This is a genomic window from Streptomyces sp. NPDC088553, from assembly GCF_044752965.1.
In the GTDB taxonomy this organism is placed as follows: Bacteria; Actinomycetota; Actinomycetes; order Streptomycetales; family Streptomycetaceae; genus Streptomyces.
This window is the reverse complement of record NZ_JBIVMG010000013.1, coordinates 71587-92492: the sequence shown is the minus strand read 5'-3', so window position 1 is coordinate 92492 and position 20906 is coordinate 71587. Positions and strand designations below refer to the sequence as shown.

Annotated in this window: 15 protein-coding genes and 1 pseudogene; 5 read left to right on the top strand and 11 right to left on the bottom strand. The window is 70.9% G+C overall.

Annotated features, from left to right (window positions below; all coding sequences use genetic code 11):
• Positions 1-48 precede the first annotated feature (48 nt).
• Positions 49-1809, top strand: coding sequence for an ABC transporter ATP-binding protein (locus ACIP8Z_RS33705; RefSeq protein WP_402090191.1), 1761 nt, complete (start codon positions 49-51; stop codon positions 1807-1809).
• 57 nt (positions 1810-1866) lie between these two features.
• Here the strand turns inward: ACIP8Z_RS33705 and ACIP8Z_RS33700 are convergent, their stop codons facing one another.
• On the bottom strand, positions 1867-3171 hold the full coding sequence (locus ACIP8Z_RS33700; protein ID WP_402090189.1) for a cellulase family glycosylhydrolase: 1305 nt from the start codon (positions 3169-3171) through the stop codon (positions 1867-1869).
• Positions 3172-4078: 907 nt separating this feature from the next.
• On the opposite strand from ACIP8Z_RS33700, the gene ACIP8Z_RS33695 reads away from it, so the two are divergent.
• On the top strand, positions 4079-4330 hold the full coding sequence (locus ACIP8Z_RS33695) for a hypothetical protein (RefSeq protein ID WP_402090187.1): 252 nt from the start codon (positions 4079-4081) through the stop codon (positions 4328-4330).
• Between the two features lie 198 nt (positions 4331-4528).
• Here ACIP8Z_RS33695 and ACIP8Z_RS33690 read toward each other — a convergent pair whose 3' ends face one another.
• The 6 genes from ACIP8Z_RS33690 to ACIP8Z_RS33665 all read right to left on the bottom strand — a co-directional run bounded on the left by ACIP8Z_RS33690 (position 4529) and on the right by ACIP8Z_RS33665 (position 13177).
• On the bottom strand, positions 4529-6454 hold the full coding sequence (locus ACIP8Z_RS33690) for an acyl-CoA synthetase (protein ID WP_402090185.1): 1926 nt from the start codon (positions 6452-6454) through the stop codon (positions 4529-4531).
• Positions 6455-6630: 176 nt separating this feature from the next.
• Complete coding sequence (locus ACIP8Z_RS33685; protein WP_402090183.1) at positions 6631-7863, bottom strand: amidohydrolase; 1233 nt, start codon at positions 7861-7863, stop codon at positions 6631-6633.
• Positions 7860-8648 carry an ATP-binding cassette domain-containing protein gene (locus ACIP8Z_RS33680; protein ID WP_402090181.1) on the bottom strand — a complete coding sequence of 263 codons (789 nt, stop codon included), beginning with the start codon at positions 8646-8648 and terminating at the stop codon, positions 7860-7862. Before ACIP8Z_RS33680 ends, ACIP8Z_RS33685 begins: the two co-directional genes overlap by 4 nt.
• A 34-nt stretch (positions 8649-8682) precedes the next feature.
• The gene (locus ACIP8Z_RS33675) at positions 8683-10584 is read right to left on the bottom strand and encodes a dipeptide/oligopeptide/nickel ABC transporter permease/ATP-binding protein (protein ID WP_402090179.1); all 1902 of its coding nucleotides are present in this window, start codon (positions 10582-10584) and stop codon (positions 8683-8685) included.
• On the bottom strand, positions 10584-11612 hold the full coding sequence (locus tag ACIP8Z_RS33670; RefSeq protein WP_402090177.1) for an ABC transporter permease: 1029 nt from the start codon (positions 11610-11612) through the stop codon (positions 10584-10586). Before ACIP8Z_RS33670 ends, ACIP8Z_RS33675 begins: the two co-directional genes overlap by 1 nt.
• Positions 11609-13177 (bottom strand): ABC transporter substrate-binding protein, encoded by a 1569-nt coding sequence (locus ACIP8Z_RS33665; RefSeq protein WP_402090175.1) that lies wholly within the window; start codon positions 13175-13177, stop codon positions 11609-11611. Before ACIP8Z_RS33665 ends, ACIP8Z_RS33670 begins: the two co-directional genes overlap by 4 nt.
• A gap of 106 nt (positions 13178-13283) precedes the next feature.
• Between ACIP8Z_RS33665 and ACIP8Z_RS33660 the strand changes: the two are divergent.
• The 3 genes and pseudogenes from ACIP8Z_RS33660 to ACIP8Z_RS33650 form a co-directional block, all read left to right on the top strand.
• Positions 13284-13457, top strand: a pseudogene (locus ACIP8Z_RS33660) (AsnC family transcriptional regulator); the annotation flags it as partial.
• 78 nt (positions 13458-13535) lie between these two features.
• Positions 13536-14348: an Lrp/AsnC ligand binding domain-containing protein gene (locus ACIP8Z_RS33655; protein WP_402090377.1), complete on the top strand. Its 813-nt coding sequence runs from the start codon at positions 13536-13538 to the stop codon at positions 14346-14348.
• A 152-nt stretch (positions 14349-14500) separates the two neighbouring features.
• The gene (locus ACIP8Z_RS33650) at positions 14501-14692 is read left to right on the top strand and encodes a hypothetical protein (protein ID WP_402090173.1); all 192 of its coding nucleotides are present in this window, start codon (positions 14501-14503) and stop codon (positions 14690-14692) included.
• A gap of 382 nt (positions 14693-15074) precedes the next feature.
• Here ACIP8Z_RS33650 and ACIP8Z_RS33645 read toward each other — a convergent pair whose 3' ends face one another.
• The 4 genes from ACIP8Z_RS33645 to ACIP8Z_RS33630 form a co-directional block, all read right to left on the bottom strand.
• A complete protein-coding gene (locus tag ACIP8Z_RS33645; protein ID WP_402090171.1) occupies positions 15075-16652 on the bottom strand; it encodes a long-chain fatty acid--CoA ligase in 1578 nt (525 codons plus the stop codon).
• Between the two features lie 78 nt (positions 16653-16730).
• Positions 16731-18440 (bottom strand): aldehyde dehydrogenase family protein, encoded by a 1710-nt coding sequence (locus ACIP8Z_RS33640; RefSeq protein ID WP_402090169.1) that lies wholly within the window; start codon positions 18438-18440, stop codon positions 16731-16733.
• Between the two features lie 130 nt (positions 18441-18570).
• Complete coding sequence (locus ACIP8Z_RS33635; protein WP_402090167.1) at positions 18571-19926, bottom strand: MFS transporter; 1356 nt, start codon at positions 19924-19926, stop codon at positions 18571-18573.
• A gap of 53 nt (positions 19927-19979) precedes the next feature.
• Positions 19980-20903: a TauD/TfdA dioxygenase family protein gene (locus tag ACIP8Z_RS33630; RefSeq protein WP_402090165.1), complete on the bottom strand. Its 924-nt coding sequence runs from the start codon at positions 20901-20903 to the stop codon at positions 19980-19982.
• Positions 20904-20906: the final 3 nt, after the last annotated feature.

The following is a 20906-nucleotide window of genomic DNA, read 5'->3' as shown; positions in this document are numbered from 1 at the left end:
CACGGCGAGAGGCGCGGCCGGCCCCTACGAAGGAAGCCCGCAGAAGCCATGAACCACAGTCCGCTCGACCACCGTTACCGGGGGGAGCACCCGCTCCGCACCGTCCTCTACCTCTTCCGGCCCGATCGTGCACGGCTCGCCGGGGCCGTCGCGGTCTTCTTCGCGAAGCACGCGCCCGTCTGGCTGCTCCCGCCGGTGACGGCGAACGTCATCGACGTCGTCGTCGAGCACCGGCCGATCTCCGAACTCTGGTGGAACTGCGCCGTGATGCTCACGGTCCTCTGCCTGAACCCGCCGCTTCACCTGCTGTACGTCCGCTGGATGCACGGGGCGGTCCGCCGGCTCGGTCGCGACCTGCGGTCCGCCCTCGTGACCAGGATGCAGCAGCTCTCCATCGGCTTCCACAGCCGCACCAACTCGTCCGTGCTGCACGCCAAGGTGGTCCGGGACGTCGAGACGCTGGAGACGGGGCTCCAACAGACCGCGGACAACGGCCTGACCGCCGTCGCGACACTGACGGGCGGCCTTGCCGTCATCGCCGTCGTGACCCCGGTCTTCCTGCCGGTCTTCCTCGTCCTCGTCCCCGTCGCGGTGCTGCTCATCAGGGCCCTGCGCGCGCGGCTCGGCGAGGGGAACACCTCCTACCGGCGCTCGGTGGAGCGGATGTCCGCCTCCGTCAGCGACATGACCACCCTCATCCCCATCACCCGCGCCCACGCCCTGGAGCGCACTGCCCTGGGCCGCGTCGGGCGCGAGCTCGACCGGGTGCAGCGGGAGGGGACCCGGCTCGACCTGCTCAACGCCCGATTCGGGTCGTTCTCCTGGGTCGTCTTCAACGGGCTCGGCACGGCCTGCCTCGCCGGCGCGGCGCTCGTCGCCTACTACGGATGGACGTCGGTGACCCCGGGGGAGGTCGTCATGCTCAGCGCCTACTTCTCCACCCTCACCGGCGCTGTCACAAGCCTGCTCGCGCTCGCCCCTGTCGTGGGCAGGGCGGTGGAGTCCCTCAAGTCCGTCGGCGAGGTCCTCCAGGCGCCCGACCTGGAGGTCAACGACGGCAAGAGGCAGGTGGATTCGGTGGCTGGAGGGTTCCGGTTCGAGGGCGTGAGCCTCACGCACGGCGACGGCGACGAGCCCGCCCTGAGCGACGTGGACCTCGACGTGCCGATCGGCACCACCCTGGCGATCGTCGGCGGCTCGGGCGCGGGGAAGTCCACCCTGCTCAACCTGGTGCTCGGCTTCCACCGCCCCACAACGGGCCGGGTGCTCCTCGACGGCGAGGACATGGCCCGGCTCGACCTGCGAAGCTACCGCAGGTTCGTCTCCGTCGTCCCCCAGGAGTCCGTTCTCTTCGAGGGGAGCATCCGGGAGAACGTCACCTATGGCATGGAGCGCGTCGACGACGCGACGTTGCGGCGAGCGCTGCGCGACGCCAACGCTGCCGAGTTCGTCGATGCGCTGCCGGACGGCCACGACACCGTCGTGGGGGAGCGTGGCACCCGGCTCTCGGGCGGCCAGCGCCAGCGGCTCGCGATCGCCCGGGCCCTCATCCGGGATCCTCGGGTCCTGGTGCTCGACGAGGCCACGTCGGCGCTGGACGCCCGCTCCGAGGCGCAGGTGCAGGAGGCTCTCGCACGTCTGGTAGCCGGCCGGACCGTATTCGTCGTGGCCCACCGCCTCTCCACGATCAGAGGGGCGGACCGGATCGTCGTGCTGGAGCGGGGGCGGGTGGTGGAGTCCGGAAGTCACCTGGAGCTGCTCGCCCGCGACGCGGCCTACGCCCGTCTGCAGGCCACCCAGCTGGCCTGACCCGCGGTACGAGGCGGGTGCCCTCCCGTCGCCGAGGCCGGGAGGGCACCCCTGGTGTCAGTGGTCGGCGGCGCTGCCCCGGACGACGCAGGAGCGGCTGTTCTCCCAGCCCCAGCCGTCGCCGTCCGGGTCTGAGGAGCTGCCGTTCACGCAGTACGGGTAGCCGTTCGGAGCGTTCCCTCCGGTGCTGCCACCGCCGGATCCGGTGTCGGCGGCGCTGCCCCGGACGACGCAGGAGCGGCTGTTCTCCCAGCCCCAGCCGTCGCCGTCCGGGTCTGAGGAGCTGCCGTTCACGCAGTACGGGTAGCCGTTCGGAGCGTTCCCTCCGGTGTTGCCGCCGCCTTCCCCGCCTCCGAAGATCGTGGCGCGGGTCGAGGTGGCGGCGATGCCGTCGGCACCGTTGAAGAAGCGGTTGCCCCAGGTGGTGAGGGAGCCGGCGTCGAAGCCGGTGACCATGTCGAGGTACTCGACCCCGCTGCCGTTGCCGCTCCAGGACCAGCCGAGGTAGCCGACGCGGAGCGAGCGGGCGGTGGCCATGATGGCGTTCTCGTCGGGGTTGCCGTCGCTGTGGTTGTCGCCGAACTCCCCGACGACAATGGGCAGTCGGTTGTTCACGAAGTGGTTCAGGTAGTTCTGGACCTCGGCGGCGGTGTCGTACACGCCGTACATGTGGATGGAGAAGATCGTGTTGCGGCGCGGGTCGGCGGTGAAGACCGAGGCCGCGTTGGACCGCATGGTGTTCGACCAGTCCTGCCCCCAGTTGGGGGCGTCGACCATGAGCGCGTTCTCGATGCCGGCGGTGCGGAGCTTGCCGATGGCGTTCTTGGTGACGTCGCTCCAGGCGGTGTAACCGCTGTTGCCGAAGGGCTCGTTGCCGATGTTGACGACGACGTAGTCCTCCTGGCCTTGGAGAGCGCTCTTGACGCCCACCCAGTAGTCGGCGGCCTGGCCGAGTGTGGCGGCGGCGCCGTCCTCGCCGTAACCGGTGGTGTCGTGCACCTCAAGGACGCAGATGACCTTGTGGGTCTTGCAGTCGTTGATGATCGACGACACCTGGGAGGTGCTGGTCTTCGTCCAGCGGTCGCCGCTGGACAGGACGACGCGGACGGTGTTGGCGCCCTTGGCGGCGATGTCGGCGATGGCGTCGGTCTCGCCCGGGTACCAGGCGTGCGCGTGGTTCACCCCGCGCATCACGAACTCGTTTCCGCTGGCCTCGTAGATCCGGCCGTTGCTGACGTGGATGCCGCTGTCGGCGGCCTGGGCGGCTCCGGCGGTGCCGAAGACGGGCAGCAGCAGTCCGGCCACGCCGGCGAGTGTGCTGCCGGCTGCCGTGAGCCACGTCCTGCGCGGTGACTTGGTCATGCCTCTCCTCGTGAAGAATGGAGGGATGGAGGGAAAGAAGCCCCGTCCACGCAGAACTCTGACAACTAGACAACGTTGTCAGAGTTCTGTGACCGAGCCGCTGGTCTGCACGTCGGGGGTGTGTCCACCATGAGGCACCCGTGGTCGGATCCATGTCAAGCATGAAAGACGCTTTGATTGCGACGAGTTGAGATGGTGAAGTTGGTTCAGTAGAACCATGCTGAACCTTCGGTCGTTCTGGTGATTTTTTATCGCGAGCCGGTTGTTCGTCTACTGAACCGCGATATGCCGATCTGAACGGCTGCGGCAGGTCGCGCCCGTACTCGCAGCGCGGATTCGCGCCGCTACAGGTCCGGGCCAAGAGCAGCTCCGCGTGCCCGTGGCGTGGCCGCGCGAAAGCGCGGCGGGGGAGGGCTCCACGAACGGGTCAAGACCCACTGTCATCCGGTGGCGATGCCGAGCGGCCCCGGGAAGTCCGCCATGGAGCCCCCGGGGTACCGCTAGACGGGGGACACACAGTAGAAGTCCTCGTCGCTGCCGTTGGCGTCGATGCCGATCGAGCGAGACGTGCGTGTGATCCTCGCGGGCCTCGTCGTGCCGGAGCGGGCCCGGGTCCTGGCGATGGCGGGGAGTCGGCGAGCTCGCGGCGCCGCGCCTGGACGATCTGACGGCCGGGCGGGGCCCACCGGCTGTCTGCCGGCGGACACCCGGTGGGCGGAGCCTGATCTCTCCGTACGAGCGGGAAGGTGCCCGGGAAGCGCGGCGACTCGCCCAGCCGAACGAGGGTCACGGAGCGCGAAGCACTCCGAGCATTCGCGCGCGCGGCCTGTAACTCACGGTGCGGAGGGGGAAGCATGGGGTGATCCTTGAGGCAGTCGTGTGTTCGTCTACTGCCAGGAGGCTTGCCATGGCGCTTACCACCGTCGTTTCGATGACTGTGAGCGACAATGCGCTCGACGAGGCTCGCGAGGCTCTAAGGGGCCTGGCCGATAGCTCCAACGGTCCGGTGGAGAGCCCCATCCCCCGGGCTGACGGCCCGGGAACGAGAACCCAGTTGGTGCTGTCGCTGGCCGGCGATGTCCGGGAGCAGGTCGACGAGCAGCTCGCCGCGGTGCCTGTCCTCGCGTACGAGGTCAAGGTCGTGCCGCAAGAGCATTGAGTGCCCCGGTGGCATGGCCCCGACCCGCAGGGGTACGGCATTCTCGTACTCCGCGAGTGGGATGGCACCATGCCGCTACCGCTGCTTCGAAGGGTCTGACGCGGCACGCGGTGATCCGAAGCGCCCAGGAGGCGTCGTCATCCGTCGAAACGCGCGACACCCCGGCCCGAGGGAACGCGAGGCTGAGGCCGGGATGCGTCAGTGGCCGGGGTCGGCGAACGTCCAGTCCAGGCCGTACGGGGCGAGTCGGGCGGAGATCCGGTCCCGCAGGCCGGGTGATCCGGTCACGAGGGGCAGGATGACCGCGGCGCGACCGTCCGCGAGGACGCAGTGAATCTGCTCGTGACCGACGCCGGTGCCGAGGTCGGCCAGGGCGAGGGCCACGGCACGGCGGGTTGCGTCGAGGCGCAGGGGGACCTTGGAGGGTTTTCCGACGTCGGTCAGAGGCAGTTCGGGCAGGACGACGACGTCCTTGGGGGCCGCCGCACGCTCGGGTACGTGCTGTGCGGCGAATGCGATCAGCTCGGCGGATCCGATGGCGCCGGTGCCCGGGGCGAGGGCGACGTAGGCGACGGGCACTTCGCCGGCGTGCGGGTCGGGGCGGCCGACGGCGCTTGCGCCGGTGACGGCAGGGTGCCCGAGGAGCGCGTCCTCGATGACGGCGGGGTCGATGTTGTGGCCGCCCCGGATGATCAGGTCCTTCGCGCGGCCGAGCAGAGTCACGAATCCGTCGGGATCCACCCGGGCGAGGTCGCCGGTGTTGAGCCAACCGTGGCGGACGGTGCCAAGGGTGTCCAGATGTGGGCCTCGGGCGTCGCGGTCGACGACGTAGCCGGGGAAGACGGTGGGGCCGCCGACGGCGAGTACACCCGGCTCTCCGTGCGGCAGGTCGTGCCACTGGCCGTCGCCGTCGATGCGGACGGTCTTGACCCGCACGTAGGGGAGGCGCTGGCCGGCCGCTTCGGGACGGCTGTGTTCCCCCAGGAAGCTCCGGGTGGTCCCGCAGGTGGCCTCGGTCAGTCCGTACCCCTGGCACAGGGGTACGCCCGTGTGGCGCTCGAACGCCTCGCGCACGGTGGTGGGGAGGAGGGAGGCTCCGACGACGGCGAAGCGGAGGGAGCTGATGTCGGCGTCGACCGGTATCCGGGCGAGCGCCGCGTAGACGGTCGGCACCGCCGACAGGGTGGCGATGCGGAAGTGCTCGACGATCTTCCAGAAGTGTCGGAAGAGCGCCGGCTCGCGGTATCCGAGCGGCCCCGCCCAGACACTGTGCCGACCACGCAGCAGGGGTGCGAGAAGGGTGACGACCAGGGCGTTGACGTGGAAGAGGGGAAGGCCGGCGAACACGACGGAGTCGGGGGCCAGCATGCTGTTCGCCGCGATCATCCAGGCGTCGGTCACCTCGTTCGCGTGGGTGTGCGCGGCCAGCTTGGGGGCGCCCGTCGTGCCCCCGGTGTGGAAGTAGGCGGCCAGGTCTCCGGCCCGGGGAGGAACCACGCCGGGATGGAGCCCGGTCGGTCGCCCGGCCGCCGCGAGGTGGAGATAGCCGACCTCGACCCCGTCGAGGGGTTCGAGAACGGGCGCGGTATTGGGCGCCCCGACGGGACGCAGCGCGAACAGGGCGGTGCAGCGGAGCGACGCCGCGACGGTCCGGGCCGACCGCCATGCGGCGGGGTCGAGTTCCGGTCCGGCCGCGACCAGGATCCGTGCCCCGCTCAGGCGCAGGAGTCGTTCGACGTGCCCGGTGGTGAGAGCCGGGTTGACGGGTGCCGCGATACCTGTCAGTTGGGCGGCCAGGAGTGCGGCGGGCAGCAGAGCGGTGTGGGGCGTGAGAAGGCCCACCGCGGTGGTGCGGTGGACGCCGTACGCGTGGAAGAGGTTGGCGACGCGGTGCACCTGGTCCCGCAGCTGGGCGAACGTGGTGGGTTCGCCGTGCGACCAGCGTTCCGCGTCGGGCAGGGCGGTGAGAGCCGGCCGGTCCGGCCACAGGGCGGCGGCGCGGACCAGGACGTCGTAGGTGGTGCAGGGCAGGCCGCGGTCCCGGAGCGGGACGGACTCGATCGTCTTCAGGTCGGCCGGCTCGTCGTATGCCGGCCAGAGTGGATCGGTGTCAGGGGTGTTCACGGGAAGCAGCCTCTCGGAGGGACTGAAGGGGGCGGGAAGCGCGGGGCAGGTGAGCCGGTGGTGGCCGGCCGAGGCGATCGGAGGACCGGGATGACGGGCCTGTGCCCGGGCGCGGGGCTCGACGGGCGAGACGGGCCGAGGCGGAGGTCCGGTGCCCGGGCCGCGGGTCGCGGAGCTCAGTGGGTGAGGCGGGTGAGGGCCGCGGCCACCATGGCCTGGACGCCCGGGACGATCACGGCCGGACTGGGAGCGAAGAGTGGGCTGTGGTTGCCGGGGACGTTCCCGAACTTCTCCGTGAGGTCCGCACCCGGCGCGTCGGCCCAGGAGCGGTCCGGGGTCGCCGGTACGTGCCAGAAGTCGTAGGGAACCCCGTCGGGCGCGAGCAGGGAGAAGTCCTCGCTGCCCATCGCCGGGCCGAAGTCGAGGACGCTGCCCGCGCCGAACAGCTCGGTGTGGACGGCGGCGACATCCCGGTCGAGTGCCGCGTCGTTGACGGTGGCCGGGAACGCGATGCCGACGGTGATCTCCGCTGGCTTCACACAGCCTGCCGCCGAGCACTCGCCCGCTACGATGCGCCGGATGCCCGCCATCAGCTTCTCCTGCACTCGCGGCGACTGGCTTCGCAGGGTGAGGCCGAGTCGGGCCTCGGCGGGGATGATGTTGTTCTTGCTGCCTGCGTGTATCTGGCCGACCGTCAGGACGGCCGGCTCCTTGGCCGGGATCTCCCGGGCGACGACGGTCTGGAGCCGGGCGACGACGTAGGCGGCTGTCACGATCGGGTCCACGGTGGCCTCGGGACGTGAGCCGTGGCCACCGGAGCCGTGGATGACGATGTCGACCTCGATGGCGGCGGACATGGTCAGGCCGGGGGTGTGCGCGAAGAGGCCCGCGGGGCCGGGGGCCACGTGCTGTCCGAAGACCGCGTCGGGTCGCGGGAAACGGGTGTGCAGTCCGTCCGCGACCATGGCCCGAGCGCCTTCGCCGGTCTCCTCGCCGGGCTGTCCCACGATCACGAGCGTTCCCGACCAGGTGTCGCGCCCGGCGGCGAGCGTCTCGGCTGCGCCCGCGAGCCAGGTGACGTGCAGATCGTGGCCGCAGGCGTGCATGACACCGTCGTGCTCGGAGGCGTACGCCAGGCCGGTGGCTTCCCGTACCGGTAGGGCGTCCATGTCTCCGCGCAGCATGACGGTGGGGCCGTCGCCGTTGCGCAGGACGCCGACGACGCCCGTCCCTCCGACCCCCCGGGTCGTCTCGAAGCCCGCGGCGCGCAGTCGTGCGGCGAGCTTCTCAGCGGTGCGGTGTTCCCGCATGGACAGTTCGGGGTGGCGGTGCAGGTCGCGGTAGAAGCCCTCCAGTCCGGCCGTCTTGAGGCCGGCCGTGAGGTCGCGGGTGAGGGGGGCTGCGGTCATGCGGCACTCTCCTGGTCGGCGTCGGTCGGGCCCGGCACGCTCGCGAGCAGCCGGCGTGTGTACGGGTGGGACGGGGCGCGGTAGACGTCGCGGCACGGGCCCTGCTCGACGAGTTCGCCGTGTCGCAGCACGGCCACCTCGTCGCTGACGTGCCGGACGACGGCCAGGTCGTGTGAGATGAACACCAGGGTGAGATCGAGGGCCCGCCTCAACGCGGCCAGGAGGTTGAGGATTTCGGCCTGGACCGAGGAGTCGAGCGCGGAGGTGATCTCGTCCGCGATGACGACTTCAGGTTCGACGGCGAGGGCGCGGGCGATGGCGATGCGCTGCCGCTGGCCGCCGGAGAACTCGTGCGGACAGCGGTCCCCGGCGGAGGCGTCCAGCGACACCGTCTCCAGCCAGCGCGCCACGGTGGCCGCGTGTCTCCTCGCGTCGGCGCGCGCCGGGTCGACGGCCTCCGCGATCGCCTGGCCCACCGTCATGCGGGGGTTGAGGGTGGCGTACGGGTCCTGCGAGACGAGCTGGATCCGGCGTCGCACGGCCGTGAGGTCCCGGCCCTTGAGGCCGGCGAGGTCCCGGCCGTCGAGCGTGATCCGGCCCGTGCGGGGTCGGTTGATGCCGACGATCGTCCTGGCGACGGTGGACTTGCCCGATCCGGACTCGCCGACCAGGCCGAGCGTTCGCCCGGCCCGGACGCCCACCGACACCCGGTCGAGGACGGTCGTGGCGCGCGAGCCGTGTCCGAAGACCACGGTCAGGTCCTCGACCGCGAGCTTGTACGTCATGCGGGGTCACCTCCAGGGGCGTGGGGCACGGCGGTCACGCGTCGTCCCGCGTGGTCGCGGCCAAGGGGCTGGACGCGACGGCATGGCAGGCCACGCCGTCGATCGGCACCGGGCGTTCATGGGTGCATCTCTGGTGGACGAGGGGGCAGCGTGCGGCGAACGCGCAGCCCGCCGGGCGCTCGGCCGCGGTCGGGGGGCGACCCGCGATACTGGCGAGCGCCGGGGGCCCGGCTGCCTCGTCCAGGGCGTCGTCCCCGTGGTCGGCGAGGCGGGGGGCGGCTGCGAACAGGGCCTTGGTGTAGGGGTGTCGGGCCTGCCCGAGCCGCAGATCGCGTGCCGAGAGCTCCTCCACCACCCGGCCGGCGTACATCACGACGATCCGGTGGCACAGGGTGCTCACGACGCCGATGTCGTGGGAGATGAACAGCATGCCGGTGCCACGGCGTCGGTTGGTCTCGCGCAGCAGGTCCAGGACTTCGGCCTGCACCGTCACGTCGAGCGCCGTGGTCGGCTCGTCGGCCACGATCAGCTTCGGGCCCGGCAGGACGGCGGAGGCGATCATCGCGCGCTGCCGCATTCCGCCGGACAGTTCGTGCGGGTACCGCCGTGCCACCGCCTCCGGGTTCAGGATGCGCACCTTCCCCAGCGCCTCGATCGCCTTGGCACGCGCCTGTACCCTGCTCACCCCCTGGTGGGTGCGGAGCACCTCGGTGAGCTGGCCGCCGACGCGCAGGGCCGGATTGAAGGACGCCGACGGGTCCTGGAAGACGATGCCGACCTCGGTGGCCAGGCGCGCCGCGTCGACGCGGCGCGCGTCCAGGTCCAGGTCGTCCAGGAGGAGACGGGCGGCGTGGGAGGTGAGTCCGTCCGGCAGCAACCGGGCCACCGCCATCGCGGTGAGGGACTTGCCGGAGCCGGACTCGCCGACCAGGCCGACGATCTCACCGGGCATGACGTGGAAGGAGACTCCGTCCACGAGCCGGGTCCCGTCGGGACGTTCGACGCTCAGTCCGTCCACGGTGAGCAGTGCGTTCTCCGGTGCTCGCCCGGACGGTTCGGGGCGCTCGGCGGGCCGCGCGGCCGCCTTGGTCACCAGGCCGCCGCGGGGGTCGGACCCGGCGGCGAGCCCGTCGCCCACGAAGGAGGCGAGGACACCCGTCACCGTGATCGCGACGGCGGGGCCGATCGCCTCCGCCGGGTTGGTGTACAGCGTCTCCAGTCCGGTACTCAGCAGCGCGCCCCAGTCGTACTCCGGTGACTGCACACCGAGCCCCAGGAAAGACAGCCCGGACAGGGCGGTCAGGACCTGGGCGAACGCCACGGACAGCAGGACGAGCAGGGGACCCGCGATGTTCGGCAGCAGGTGCCGCGCCAGTATCCGGTGGGGCGGTACGCCCATCAGCCGCGCCGTCGACACGAAGTCCCGCTGGGCCACCGAGGCCGCCAAGTTGGCAGTGAGCCGGGCGAAGGCCGGGCAGCCGCCGAGGCCGATCGAGACGACGGCCGCCGTCGGGCCCGCGCCGAGAACGGCCGAGACGACCAGCGCCAGGATCAGTGCGGGATAGGACACCGTCACGTCGATGAGACGGAGCCCGAACTCGCGTACCCGCGGCCCCGCGACCCACACCACCGTGCCGAGCAGGATGCCTGCGGCGCCCGCGATCGCGGTGGCGGCCAGGGTCATCAGCAGGGTGAGCCGGGTGGCGACGAGGGTGCGGGCGAGGACGTCGCGGCCGAGGGCGTCGGTGCCGAGCCAGTGCTCGGCGCTCACGCCCTCACGGGCGGCACCGGACAGGGCGGTTGCCGCGTCGGTCCAGACCAGGGGACCGACCACCCCCAGCACGGCGATCAGGGCCAGGCCGGCCACCCCGGTCCACAGGGCCGGGTTCCGGCGCGGGGAGCGCGGGGTTGTGGGGCTCGGGGATGCCGTACGCATCAGTGACCACCCTTTCCGGCCAGAGTGCGTGGGTCGAGCAGAGCGAGCACCATGTCGACCACGAGGTTGAGGAGGGCCGCGAGCAGGCCGAGAACGAGCACGCATCCCTGGATGACCGGGTAGTCGCGGGCCAGGATCGCCTCGACGACGCGCTGGCCCATGCCTGGCCAGGCGAAGACGGACTCGACGATCACGGTGCCGCCGAGCAGGGAGGCGAGGATGAGTCCGCCGAGGGTCAGTGCGGCGGTGAGCAGGTTGGGGAGGGCGTGCCTGGTGTACAGCGTGAGCGGCGGCAGCCGGCGTCCGCGCGCGGTACGCATGTAGTCCTGGGCGAGGACGGAGGCGGCCTCGCGGCGCACGATGCGCGCCATCACACAGCATCCGGGCAAGGCGATAGCCGCCACGGGCAGGACCAGGGACGCCAGGGTGTCGGCGCCGGCAGCGGGGAATGCGCCCAGGGCGACCGCGAGGACGAGCACCAGGAGGGTGCCGATGACGTACTCGGGGGTCGCCCCCACCAGCGACGTGGTGAACGTGAAGGCGCTGTCCGTACGGCGGCTTCCGCGCACGGCGATCGCCAGACCCAGCGGTACGGCGACGAGGAGCACCACCAGGACGGCGAGGAGGGCGAGTTCGGCGGTGAAGGGCAGCCGGGTGGCGATGATGTCGGCGACCGGTTCACGCGTCTGGAACGACAGGCCGAGATCGCCGTGGAGGAGTCCGCCCGTATGGTCCGCGAACCGTGCGGACAGGGTCTGATCGAGTCCCAGTTGGCCGCGCAGCCGCTCGATGTCCGCGGGGGAGGCGTCGGCGCCGGCGAGCACGCGGGCCGGGTCGCCGGGGATGAGCTGGACGATCAGGAACGTGACGACGACCAGCGTGGTGGCCACGGCGACGAGACCGGCCAGTCTCCGCAGCAGGAAGGTGCCCCACGGGCCGAGGGCGAGGCCTCGGCGGGGCGCGGGCCGCCGCGGACCCGTGCCTTTCCGGGCCCCGGGTACGGGGGCGTGCACCGGTGCCGCGGTCACTCGGCGATCCGCAGCGTGACGGGGTCGAAGGCGCCTGCCGGGATGGTGGCCGAGACGCCCTCACGGAAGACGTAGTGGACGTTGACGGTGGCGAGCGGCACCACGTCGCCCGCCTGCAGGAGGGCTTTCTGGGCCTTCTGCCATGCGGCGCACTTGGCCTTCTGGTCGACGGTGGTGGTCGCCGCGCCGTACCCCGCGAGGAACGCCTTGTTGTCGACGGCACCGAAGTTGCGGCCGTCGGCCGGTTCGTCGCCGATGAAGTGGACGCCGCCGCGCGCCAGTTGTCCGTAGATCATCGGGAAGACCGTGAGGTCCCAGTCGCCCTGGTTGCCCATGACCTGCGTGGCCCAGGTGCCGTTGTCGGCATTCGTGAGCTGCACGTCCGCGCCGGCGGCGCGCAGGGCCTCCTGGACGTAGGTGTTGCCGGCGCCCTGGCCGACGGCGTTGGAGCCGACCAGCTTGATCTTGACGCCTTCGAGGGTCTCCTTCGCGGCGGCCGGGTCCGTCTTCGTGAGGAGGGAGGGGTCGGTGGAGACACAGGGCGCCTTGGCATCCACGTACGAGGTCATGACCTGGCCCGTGCCGCCGAAGACCTTGTTGAACGCGTTCGCGTCGATGGCCTGCGCCACCGCTCTGCGGATCTTGGGGTCGGCGCCCGGATGGCCCTCGCGCTGGTTGAAGGCGACGAAGTTGCGGATGAGGGGAGCCGCCTCGACCCTGAAGCCTCCCTTGCCGAAGCGGGCCGCGTCGGGTCCGGTGAACGCCCCGAAGTCGACGGCCCCCGTCTGGAGCTGGTTGGCGAGCGTCGACTCGTTCCTCACGACCGACACCCTCAGGGTGCCTGCCGGCCTGCCTGCGGGCATCGCCGCGTACTGAGGCCAGGCGTCGTACCCCTTTCGGAGTTTCAGCTCGTACGCCGATCCGCGCTCGGCCCCCACCAGCTCGTACGGACCGGTGCCCGCACCCGCCACGGCGCCTGTGCCGAGCCGGTCCCCGGCGGTGAGACCCGGAGAGCAGACGACACCGGTGGTGCTGTTCGCCAGGCCCGGAAGGAGCTCGCCCCACGGCGCGGCCAGTTCGATGCTGACGGTGCCGGCCTTGTCGTCGCCGGTGATCGTGGTCCCGGCGCCGGTGTTGCCCGGACCGAAGGTCATCGCGGCTCCCGCCGAGATCGTCCGGTACCGGGTGAGCGAGGCGGCGACCTGCGACGCGGTCAGCGGCTTGCCGTCCGAGCAGGTCACCCCCTTCTTCAGGGTGAACGTCACGCCGATCGGTGTCTGCTCCCACGTCCCGGCGAGCCGGGGCACGATGGCACCGCCGTCGTCCTGGCCGACCAGCGTCTCGTACATCAGGCGACCCACGACGTAGTCGCTCGCCGCCTGCTGCCTGATCGGATCGAACGTCGTCACGTCCGACGTGAGAGCGAGCCTGACGGTTGCCCCGCCCTGGGCGCCGCCCGCACCGCCGCCGTCGGCGGAGGAACCGGATCCGGTCGTACAGGCGGAGGTGAGGAGGGAGGCGGCGGCGACCGCGATGGCGCCGCTGAGGAAACGGGGACGGTGCATGACGTGACTCCGGGGAAGGAGGAGGCGATGTGAGGTGGGCTACAGGATCAGCCCCCTTCCGGCGACACCCCGGAATTGCAAGAATCCGTGTCCGGAGGTGGACCTGATGCGGGAATGCGCAACAAGCGCGCCTTGGGCGACGACCGCGACCGCCCTCGGTTCAACACTGGATGAACTCGACCTGGAGCTCATCACCGCCCTCCAGGTGGCGCCCCGCGCTCCCTGGTCCCAGCTCGCCGGCCCTCTGGGTGTGGACGCGGCCACCCTCTCGCGACGCTGGGCCAGACTCCGGGATTCAGGGACGGCGTGGGTCACCTGCTACACCGGCGCGTCCCAAGTGGCTTACGGAGCACTGGCGTTGATCGAAGTCAGCTGTCTGCCGCAGGACCGTGAGGCCCTCGCCGCCGATTGCGCCCGGCATCCACAGGCGCTCAGCGTGGAGATGGTGGCCGGCTCCAGCGACCTGCTGCTGACCGTCGCCACCCGTCACAGGGTCGCGATGGCCGACTACGTCCTCGCCCTCGGCAAGAGTCCCAGCGTGACGGGTACCCGCACCCACCTCGTGCAGCACCTGCACCGCGAGGCCAGTCAGTGGCGGTTCGACTCGCTCTCCCGAGACCAGCAGCGTGGCCTGCCCGGCTCCGGGGCCGGGCCTCGACCCGACCCCGGTCCCATCACCCCGGAGGAACGCCGTCTGATCCTCGCGCTCGCTCCCGACGGGCGCCGCTCCCTCGTCTCGCTCGCCACCGAGCTCGGTCGGCCCGAGGCGACGGTGCGGCGCATGCTGGCCGGGGTCCTGGGCAGCGGCAGGGCGGTGTTGCGCTGCGAGGCCGCTCAACCGCACACCGGCTGGCACACCAGCTTCACCGTGTGGATGAGTGTCCCTCCCGCCGAACTCGCCAGAGCCGCGGAGGAACTGGCGTCCTTGCGCGACACCCGACTGTCCGCGTCCACGGCCACCGAGGCCAATCTGCTCGCCGCGGTGTGGGCCCACGGAACCAACGACATCGCTCGCTACGAAGCCCGCCTCGCCGAGACCGTCCCGGACTTGCGCGTCCTCAACCGGGCCGTCACCCTGCGCTGGGTCAAGCGCATGGGCCGCATGGTGGGACCCGACGGCCGAAGCCAGGGGTGCGTGCCGATGGACCTCTGGGCGGACGCAGGCGCTTAGGCCGCGCACGTACGCGGGCTCCGGCGGATGGGTTGGAGGCATGGGAGGAGAAGGAAGCGGTCGTCGAAGGCCGGCAGGTCGATGCTCTGCGGCAGCTCCAGTCCATGCCCTCCACCGAACTCACTCCGCCCGCCTCGGGCTACATTCACCCGATGAGCATCGAGGAGCGAGTGAGCTGCGCGTTCTGCATGGAAACCACGGACGTCGGCCCTTGCGGTGATGGCGTCACGTTGGAGATCACGCGGCCCGGCGAACGGAGCACGCAGTTCGTCTGGGCCCACCTGAGCTGCCTCGACGAGCGACTTCACAAACAGATCACCCGAGGCCCATGGCTCGACGACTGAGACGCTTCTCGTGGCGTGATCGTGCGTGGACCAGGGGCAGAGCCGGCGGAACGGCGCGCTCTGCCGACGGTGGTTGCCGCCTGGAGAGCGAGCACGGCCACGAGCTCACCCTGCTCGGCGTCCGCCACCGCGCGGTGGGGCCGAGGACGCGGGCCTCGACGCGTACGGCGATACCCTTCCAACGGCGGAGCCACCTGCTGAGTGGTGGGGGTGAGGGCAAGAGCCTGCGTACCTTCATCACGCCCCGCAAAGCCGAACCATCTCCGGCCTCTGCCAGACGGATGGCCAGGACGCCCAGAATGTCATCCGCGGCCGAGTGCGGACTCTCACCGTCGACCGAGCCGGCCACGCGACACCGCACGTGTGGCCGAAGCCCGAACTCTCATCGAGTCGGGTCGATCGCGCCGTCCTGCGCCTCCCTCAGCTCGCGCTTGAGGATCTTGCCGGTGGCGTTCATGGGCAGGACGTCGCAGAACTCCACGAGGCGGGGGTACTTGTAGCCGGCCATCTCGTCCCGGCACCAGTCGATGAGCTCCTCCTCGGTGTGTGTCGAGCCTGGGACGCGGACCACGCAGGCCTTGATCTCCTCGCCGTGGCGGTCGTGCGGCACACCGATGACGGCCGCCATGCTCACGGCGGGATGGGTGAGCAGCACCTCCTCGATCTCGCGCGGGTACACGTTGAACCCACCGCGGATGATCATGTCCTTGGCGCGGTCGACGATGTAGAACCATCCGTCGGCGTCGCGGCGGGCGAGGTCACCGGTGCGGAACCAGCCGTTGCGCATCACCTCGGCGGTCGCCTCGGGCCGGTTGTAGTAGCCCTTCATGACGTTGTGCCCGCGGACGACGATCTCGCCGATGGCGTCGGCGCCCTGGAGCGGTGTCCAGTCCTTGTCGACCAGGTCCACCTCGACACCCCAGACGGGGCGCCCGATGGACCCGGGACGCACCTCCTCGCCGGGCGGCACGAAGGTGGCCGCCGGGCTGGTCTCCGAGAGGCCGTACCCCTCCATGATGGTGACCCCGAAACGCTCGCTGAACCGGCGGTGGATCTCGACCGGCAGTGCCGAGGCTCCCGACCCGGCCATCCTCAGGTTCTTCGCGATCAGCGACAGGTCGACGTCGGGCGCCTCCTCTTCGAGCAGCGCCCAGTACATCGTGGGAACGCCCGCGAAGAACGTGACGGCATGACGCTGCATCAGGGCGAGGGCCGAGCGGGCGTCGAAGCGGGGCAGCAGCACGAGCGTCGCCCGGGAGGCGATGCCGGCGTTCATCTGGACGACCTGGCCGAAGGAGTGGAAGAGCGGCAGGGTGATCAGGTGGACGTCGTGCTCGATCTCGCCGAACAGCTTGTGGCAGGTGAGGACGTTGAGCATCACATTGGAGTGGGTGAGCTCCGCGCCCTTGGGGCGGCCCGTGGTGCCGGAGGTGTACAGGATGACCGCGGTGTCACCGGACTCGGTGGCGACCGTCTCGAAGTCCGCACTCCGTCCGGCCAGTGCCGCGGTCAGGGTCTCGGCGCCCGCGATCGGGGAGACCTCGGAGGGGGCGGCGGTCATCAGGAAGAAGTCCTCGCAGCCGGGGGTCTCACCGAAGCCGGCCCAGCCCTCCTGCCCCATCGGGAGGTCCGCGGTGCCCTGGAAGCAGAAGTAGGCCTTCGCCTCGGAGTCGGCCAGGTGGTACGCGATCTCCCGGCCCTTGAGCAGCACGTTGAGGGGGACGACCACCGCGCCGGCCTTGAGGATGCCGTAGTAGACGATCGGGAACCACGGGAGATTCGGGCAGGACAGCGCGACCTTGTCACCGGGCCGGATGCCGCGCGAGTACAGCAGGTCGGCCACCTGGCGGGCGGCCGTGTCCAGCTCGGCGTAGGTGAGCCGCTGGGTGCCCAGCACGACTGCCGTGCGGTCGGGCACGGTGCGGGCGCTGTTCTCCAGCAGGACGGCGAGATTGAGCATGAGGTCTCCGTTGGGGATGCTTCGGCGCGGGGCCATGAGCGGCGGATACGAGGCCGGAAGGACCGAGGGCGGTCGGGGTCAGCCCCGCAGCGCGGCGGCGAAGAGCGCGGGCAGTTTCGTCAGGCTCGGCGCCGCCGTGAAGCGGATGAGACGCTCCACCGTGGTCAGTGCCGTGCGGTGGGTGACGAAGTAGGGCGGGCGCGGGGACAGCGACGGGTCGCCCGTGACCAGGCCCCGGGGAGCAGGTGTGAACGGGGCGCGCAGCACGGTCTTCTCGATGTCCTCGAGCATGAACGTGTTGTGCACGAAGCCGATGCCGCTACCGATGTCCTGGCGGGTGTGGCCGGGGAACGCGCCCCACGGGGTGAAGCCGAGGAGAAAGCCGACGCCTGACCAGCAGTTGACGCCCAGTGTGCCGTAGCGCAGATCGGCGATGGCGGTGCGCACCGCCTCCCGGTGGGTCTTCTCGGTCTTCGGGTGGACGATCAGCGTGGCGCCGCGGGTGCCGGGCAGGGTGTCGTTGGCCAAGTCGACGGCGTGGCGCAGGAATTCTCCCGGCGTCCCGCCGGGCAGGCGTACGACGCCCAGGGCGCTGCCGAAGACCTCGTCGGTGATGAGGACGTCGTCGCGGTGGTCGGTGATGTCGGGGACGAGCAGCCGGCAGTCGGCGCCGTGCGTCTCCGCCTGTGGGTGGGCCTCCCGTACCGCGGCGAGACGGCCTGCGGCGCCGGGGTAATAGTCGGTGCGTGGGGCCAGTTCACGCAGTACGCGCCGGATTTCGTCCAGGAGCCTTTCGGTGCCGTCCCAGTCCCTCGGCAGGACCAGGATCTGGCTGGCGATGCAGTTGTGGCCGGAGTTGTTCATCTTGCTGGTGACGATGTGCTCGGCCTGGAAGCGGAAGTCGGCTTCGCTCCACGGGCCCGGCGCCACGATGCACGGGCTGACGCCGCCCAGTTCGCTGCTGAAGGGCTTGGCGATCAGCGGGAGGTCGTCACGGCGGCGTTGCTCCGCGCCCTCGTCGGTCCCCCAGACGATGGCGTCGTGGGTGCGGTCGCTGCCGGTGACGTGGATGGTGTCGATGCCGTCGTGACGGGTGAGATAGGCGCCTTCGGCCGCGCCGCCGTCGACGAAACCCAGCCAGCCCCGTTCGACGAACTCGGCGAAGACGTACTCGAAGTGCGGGCGCAGATAGGCATTGACCGGGTTCATCTTGGCGATGACGACCTGGCCCTCGGCGTAGAGCTTGTGCAGGATGTCCAGCGCGGTGATGGCGGCGACGTTGCCGGCGCCGAGCACCAGGGCGACGGCCGGGGCCCCCTGCTTGCCCCGGTACTCGCCCGCGGCGCACGCCCGCGCCTGCTCCGCGGTGACGCCGGGGCGCATCCATACCTGGGCGGAGAATCCGTTGAGCAGCAGGGTGTCCCAGCCGGTGGCGGGGAAGACGTCCACGCGGGTGCGGCCGTTCTCCTCGTGGACGGCCTTGGCGTCCAGCGGATCCCTGCCCGCTGCGATCCGGCGCAGGACGTGCAGAAGCGCCGAGGCGTTCTGGACCAGTGCCCAGGGGCCGCCCGTCCAGTCTTCCGCCGCCCAGGGGGAGTCCGGTTCATAGCCCTTCGCCCGGGAACCCGCGGCGGCGATCTCGGCCGCGCGTGCGACGACGCGCGGCTGCAACCGCTCCAGGAGGGCGATGCGTTCGGTGAGCGGGGTGGTGGACCAGGACTCGGCGTTGCCGCGTACGTCGGCCACGGTGCGGTCGAGGAAGGAGGTGTCGAGGGCGCTGGTGTTCAACGTCGTCCCTGTCGGAAGGTCGGAAGGTCGGAAGGTCGGAAGGTCGGAAGGTGGGAAGGTCGGAAGGGCGGAGGTCGGAAGGGCGGGGCCTGCCCCGTGCGTTGCGCGAGGGGCGGGCCCGTACGTGTCGTCACACGGAGAGCAGGCGGGCGTCGCGGTCGGGGTTGATCAGCGTGACGGCGGCGGTTCCGCCCACCAGGAGCAAGGCACCGGTGATCAGGACCGCGTACTCGTAGCCCCCCGCGCCATGGGTGTCCACGAGGCTGCCGATCAGCGTCGGAGCGATCAGGCCGGCGGTGGTCACCACGGCATTCATCATGCCCAGGGCGCCGCCGCGACGATGGGCAGGAGCAAGTTCCATGATGGTGGTGGCGGCGATGCCGCCCATCGCTCCGGAGAGGCCGAACGAGCCGACCAGCAGGACCACCGTCACGGCACCGGCAGGGACCACGGGCAGGGCCAGACAGGAAGCACCGGAGACGAGCAGAAGGACGCCGCCGACCCCACCGCGGGCCCACCGGCTCGCGATTCCGCGGCGCAGCATCCATCCGGTCAGGCCCGCCTGCCCGAGCACCAGGATTCCGCTCAGACCCCAGAACAGCATCAGTAGCTGTGTGGACGCGGCCGAGGAGTAGCCGAGGCCGTCACGGAGGTAGGAGGGGAGCCACACCAGGGCGAAGGCGATCACCCAGTAGGTGCTGAAGTAGCCGATCGTGACACCGATCCAGGTGCGGGTCGCAAGGATCCGGCGGTATGGCATCCGGGGCTGTGCCTGGCCCGCGGCACCGGCCCCGGCCCCCTTGCCGGTCCCCGGCCCGTCGTCGCAGGCCGCCTCGGCCGGGGCGTCGTTGTCCGACGTGTTCGCGTACGGCCCTTCTCCGCCGAAGGGAATCCACAGCAGCGTCCACACCACGCCGACCAGCGCCACCGCGGCGACGGCCGAGCGCCAGCCGTGATGGTTGATCAGCCACGTGAGCACGGGAGCGGCGACCAGGACGCCCAGCGTGATCCCCAGGACGACCAGCGCCCCGGGCAGGTTGCGCCGGTGGTTGGGGAACCAGGACAGGGTCGTCTGCTGGGCGACCGGGTAGGCGGGCCCCTCGGCGGCGCCGAGGAGAACACGAGAGGCGATGAGCACCGCGAGCCCCCCTCCGATCGCCAGTGGCGCCTGGGAGACGGACCACAGAACGGCCATGATCAGCAGCAGCCACTTCGGCCGTACGCGGTCGGCGAGCAGCCCCACCGCGGCACCGGAGATCGAGAACAGCAGGAAGAAGGCGCTGCTGGCGAGTCCGAAGGCCGATGCCGACAGGCCGAGGTCTTCTCGGATCTCGTCCGCGGCCAGACCGAGCACGGACTTGTCGGCGAAATTGATCATCATGAAGACCACGAGTAGCGCCGTGACGATCCAGGCGCGGCGGCTCGTTCTGATCGGCGCGTTCGGGGGGTCGGCGGGCACGGCGGGTGCGACGTCGGTGTCGGTCACAGGGGCTCCGCGAAGACTGGATGGGGAGGGGAGGAGGGGCCGGGGAGGCTGGTTCAGGAGAGGCGGACGCCGGCGATGGCGATGCGCTCCATGACACGGCGCTGCGGGAAGTAGTCGTTGATCGCGTAGTGCTGGGTGGCGATGTTGTCCCAGATCGCGACGGAGCCCGGCTGCCAGCGGAAGCGCACCTGGTACTCGGGGATCCGGGCCTGGAGGACGAGCTCGCCCAGCAGTTCGCGGCTCTCCACGTCCGACAGGCCGACGATGCGGGTGGTGAAGGGCTCGTTGACGTAGAGCAGCTTGCGGCCGGTACGCGGGTGGCGGACGACCACGGGGTGCTCGACGGCCGGCAGGTTCGCACGGTGCGCGGCGAGCTGGGCCTCGGTCATCAGCGAACCCCAGCTGGGCACCCAGTCGTGCACCGCGGTGAGCTCTTCGATGCGGTCCTTCATGGACTCGGTGAGGTTGTCGTAGGCGGCCGCCATGTCCGCCCACATGGTGTCGCCGCCGGCGGACGGGACCTCGACGGCGCGGAGGACGGAGCCGAGTGCCGGCGCGGCCATGAACGAGTGGTCGCTGTGCCAGATGTTCTCGGTTCCCATGGCCATGGCGTCCTTGGCCAGCCGGGACACTCCGGCGGTGTCGCCCTTGGGGAAGAACGGGTTGGCCTCCGGCTCGCCCCACAGTGCGGAGAACGCGAGCTGGGACTGCGGGTCGAAGCCGTGCTGGTCGCGGAAGAAGAGCACCTTCCACTCCAGCAGCGCCTGCCGGATCTCCTCCGCGACGTCTTCGTCGATCGGGAGCGAGAGGTCGACGCCCTCGATCTCGGCGCCGATGTGCGGGGTGAGCGGGCAGATGTCCAGGAGCCGGTAGTCGGGCTGGGCCATGTCCGGCGCGATGCGGTCGAGCGTGCGCTTGCCGTAGTGCATCAACGGCTTGTCGAGCGCGGGGGCGGGGGTGGTGACGGCGCTGTCCATGAG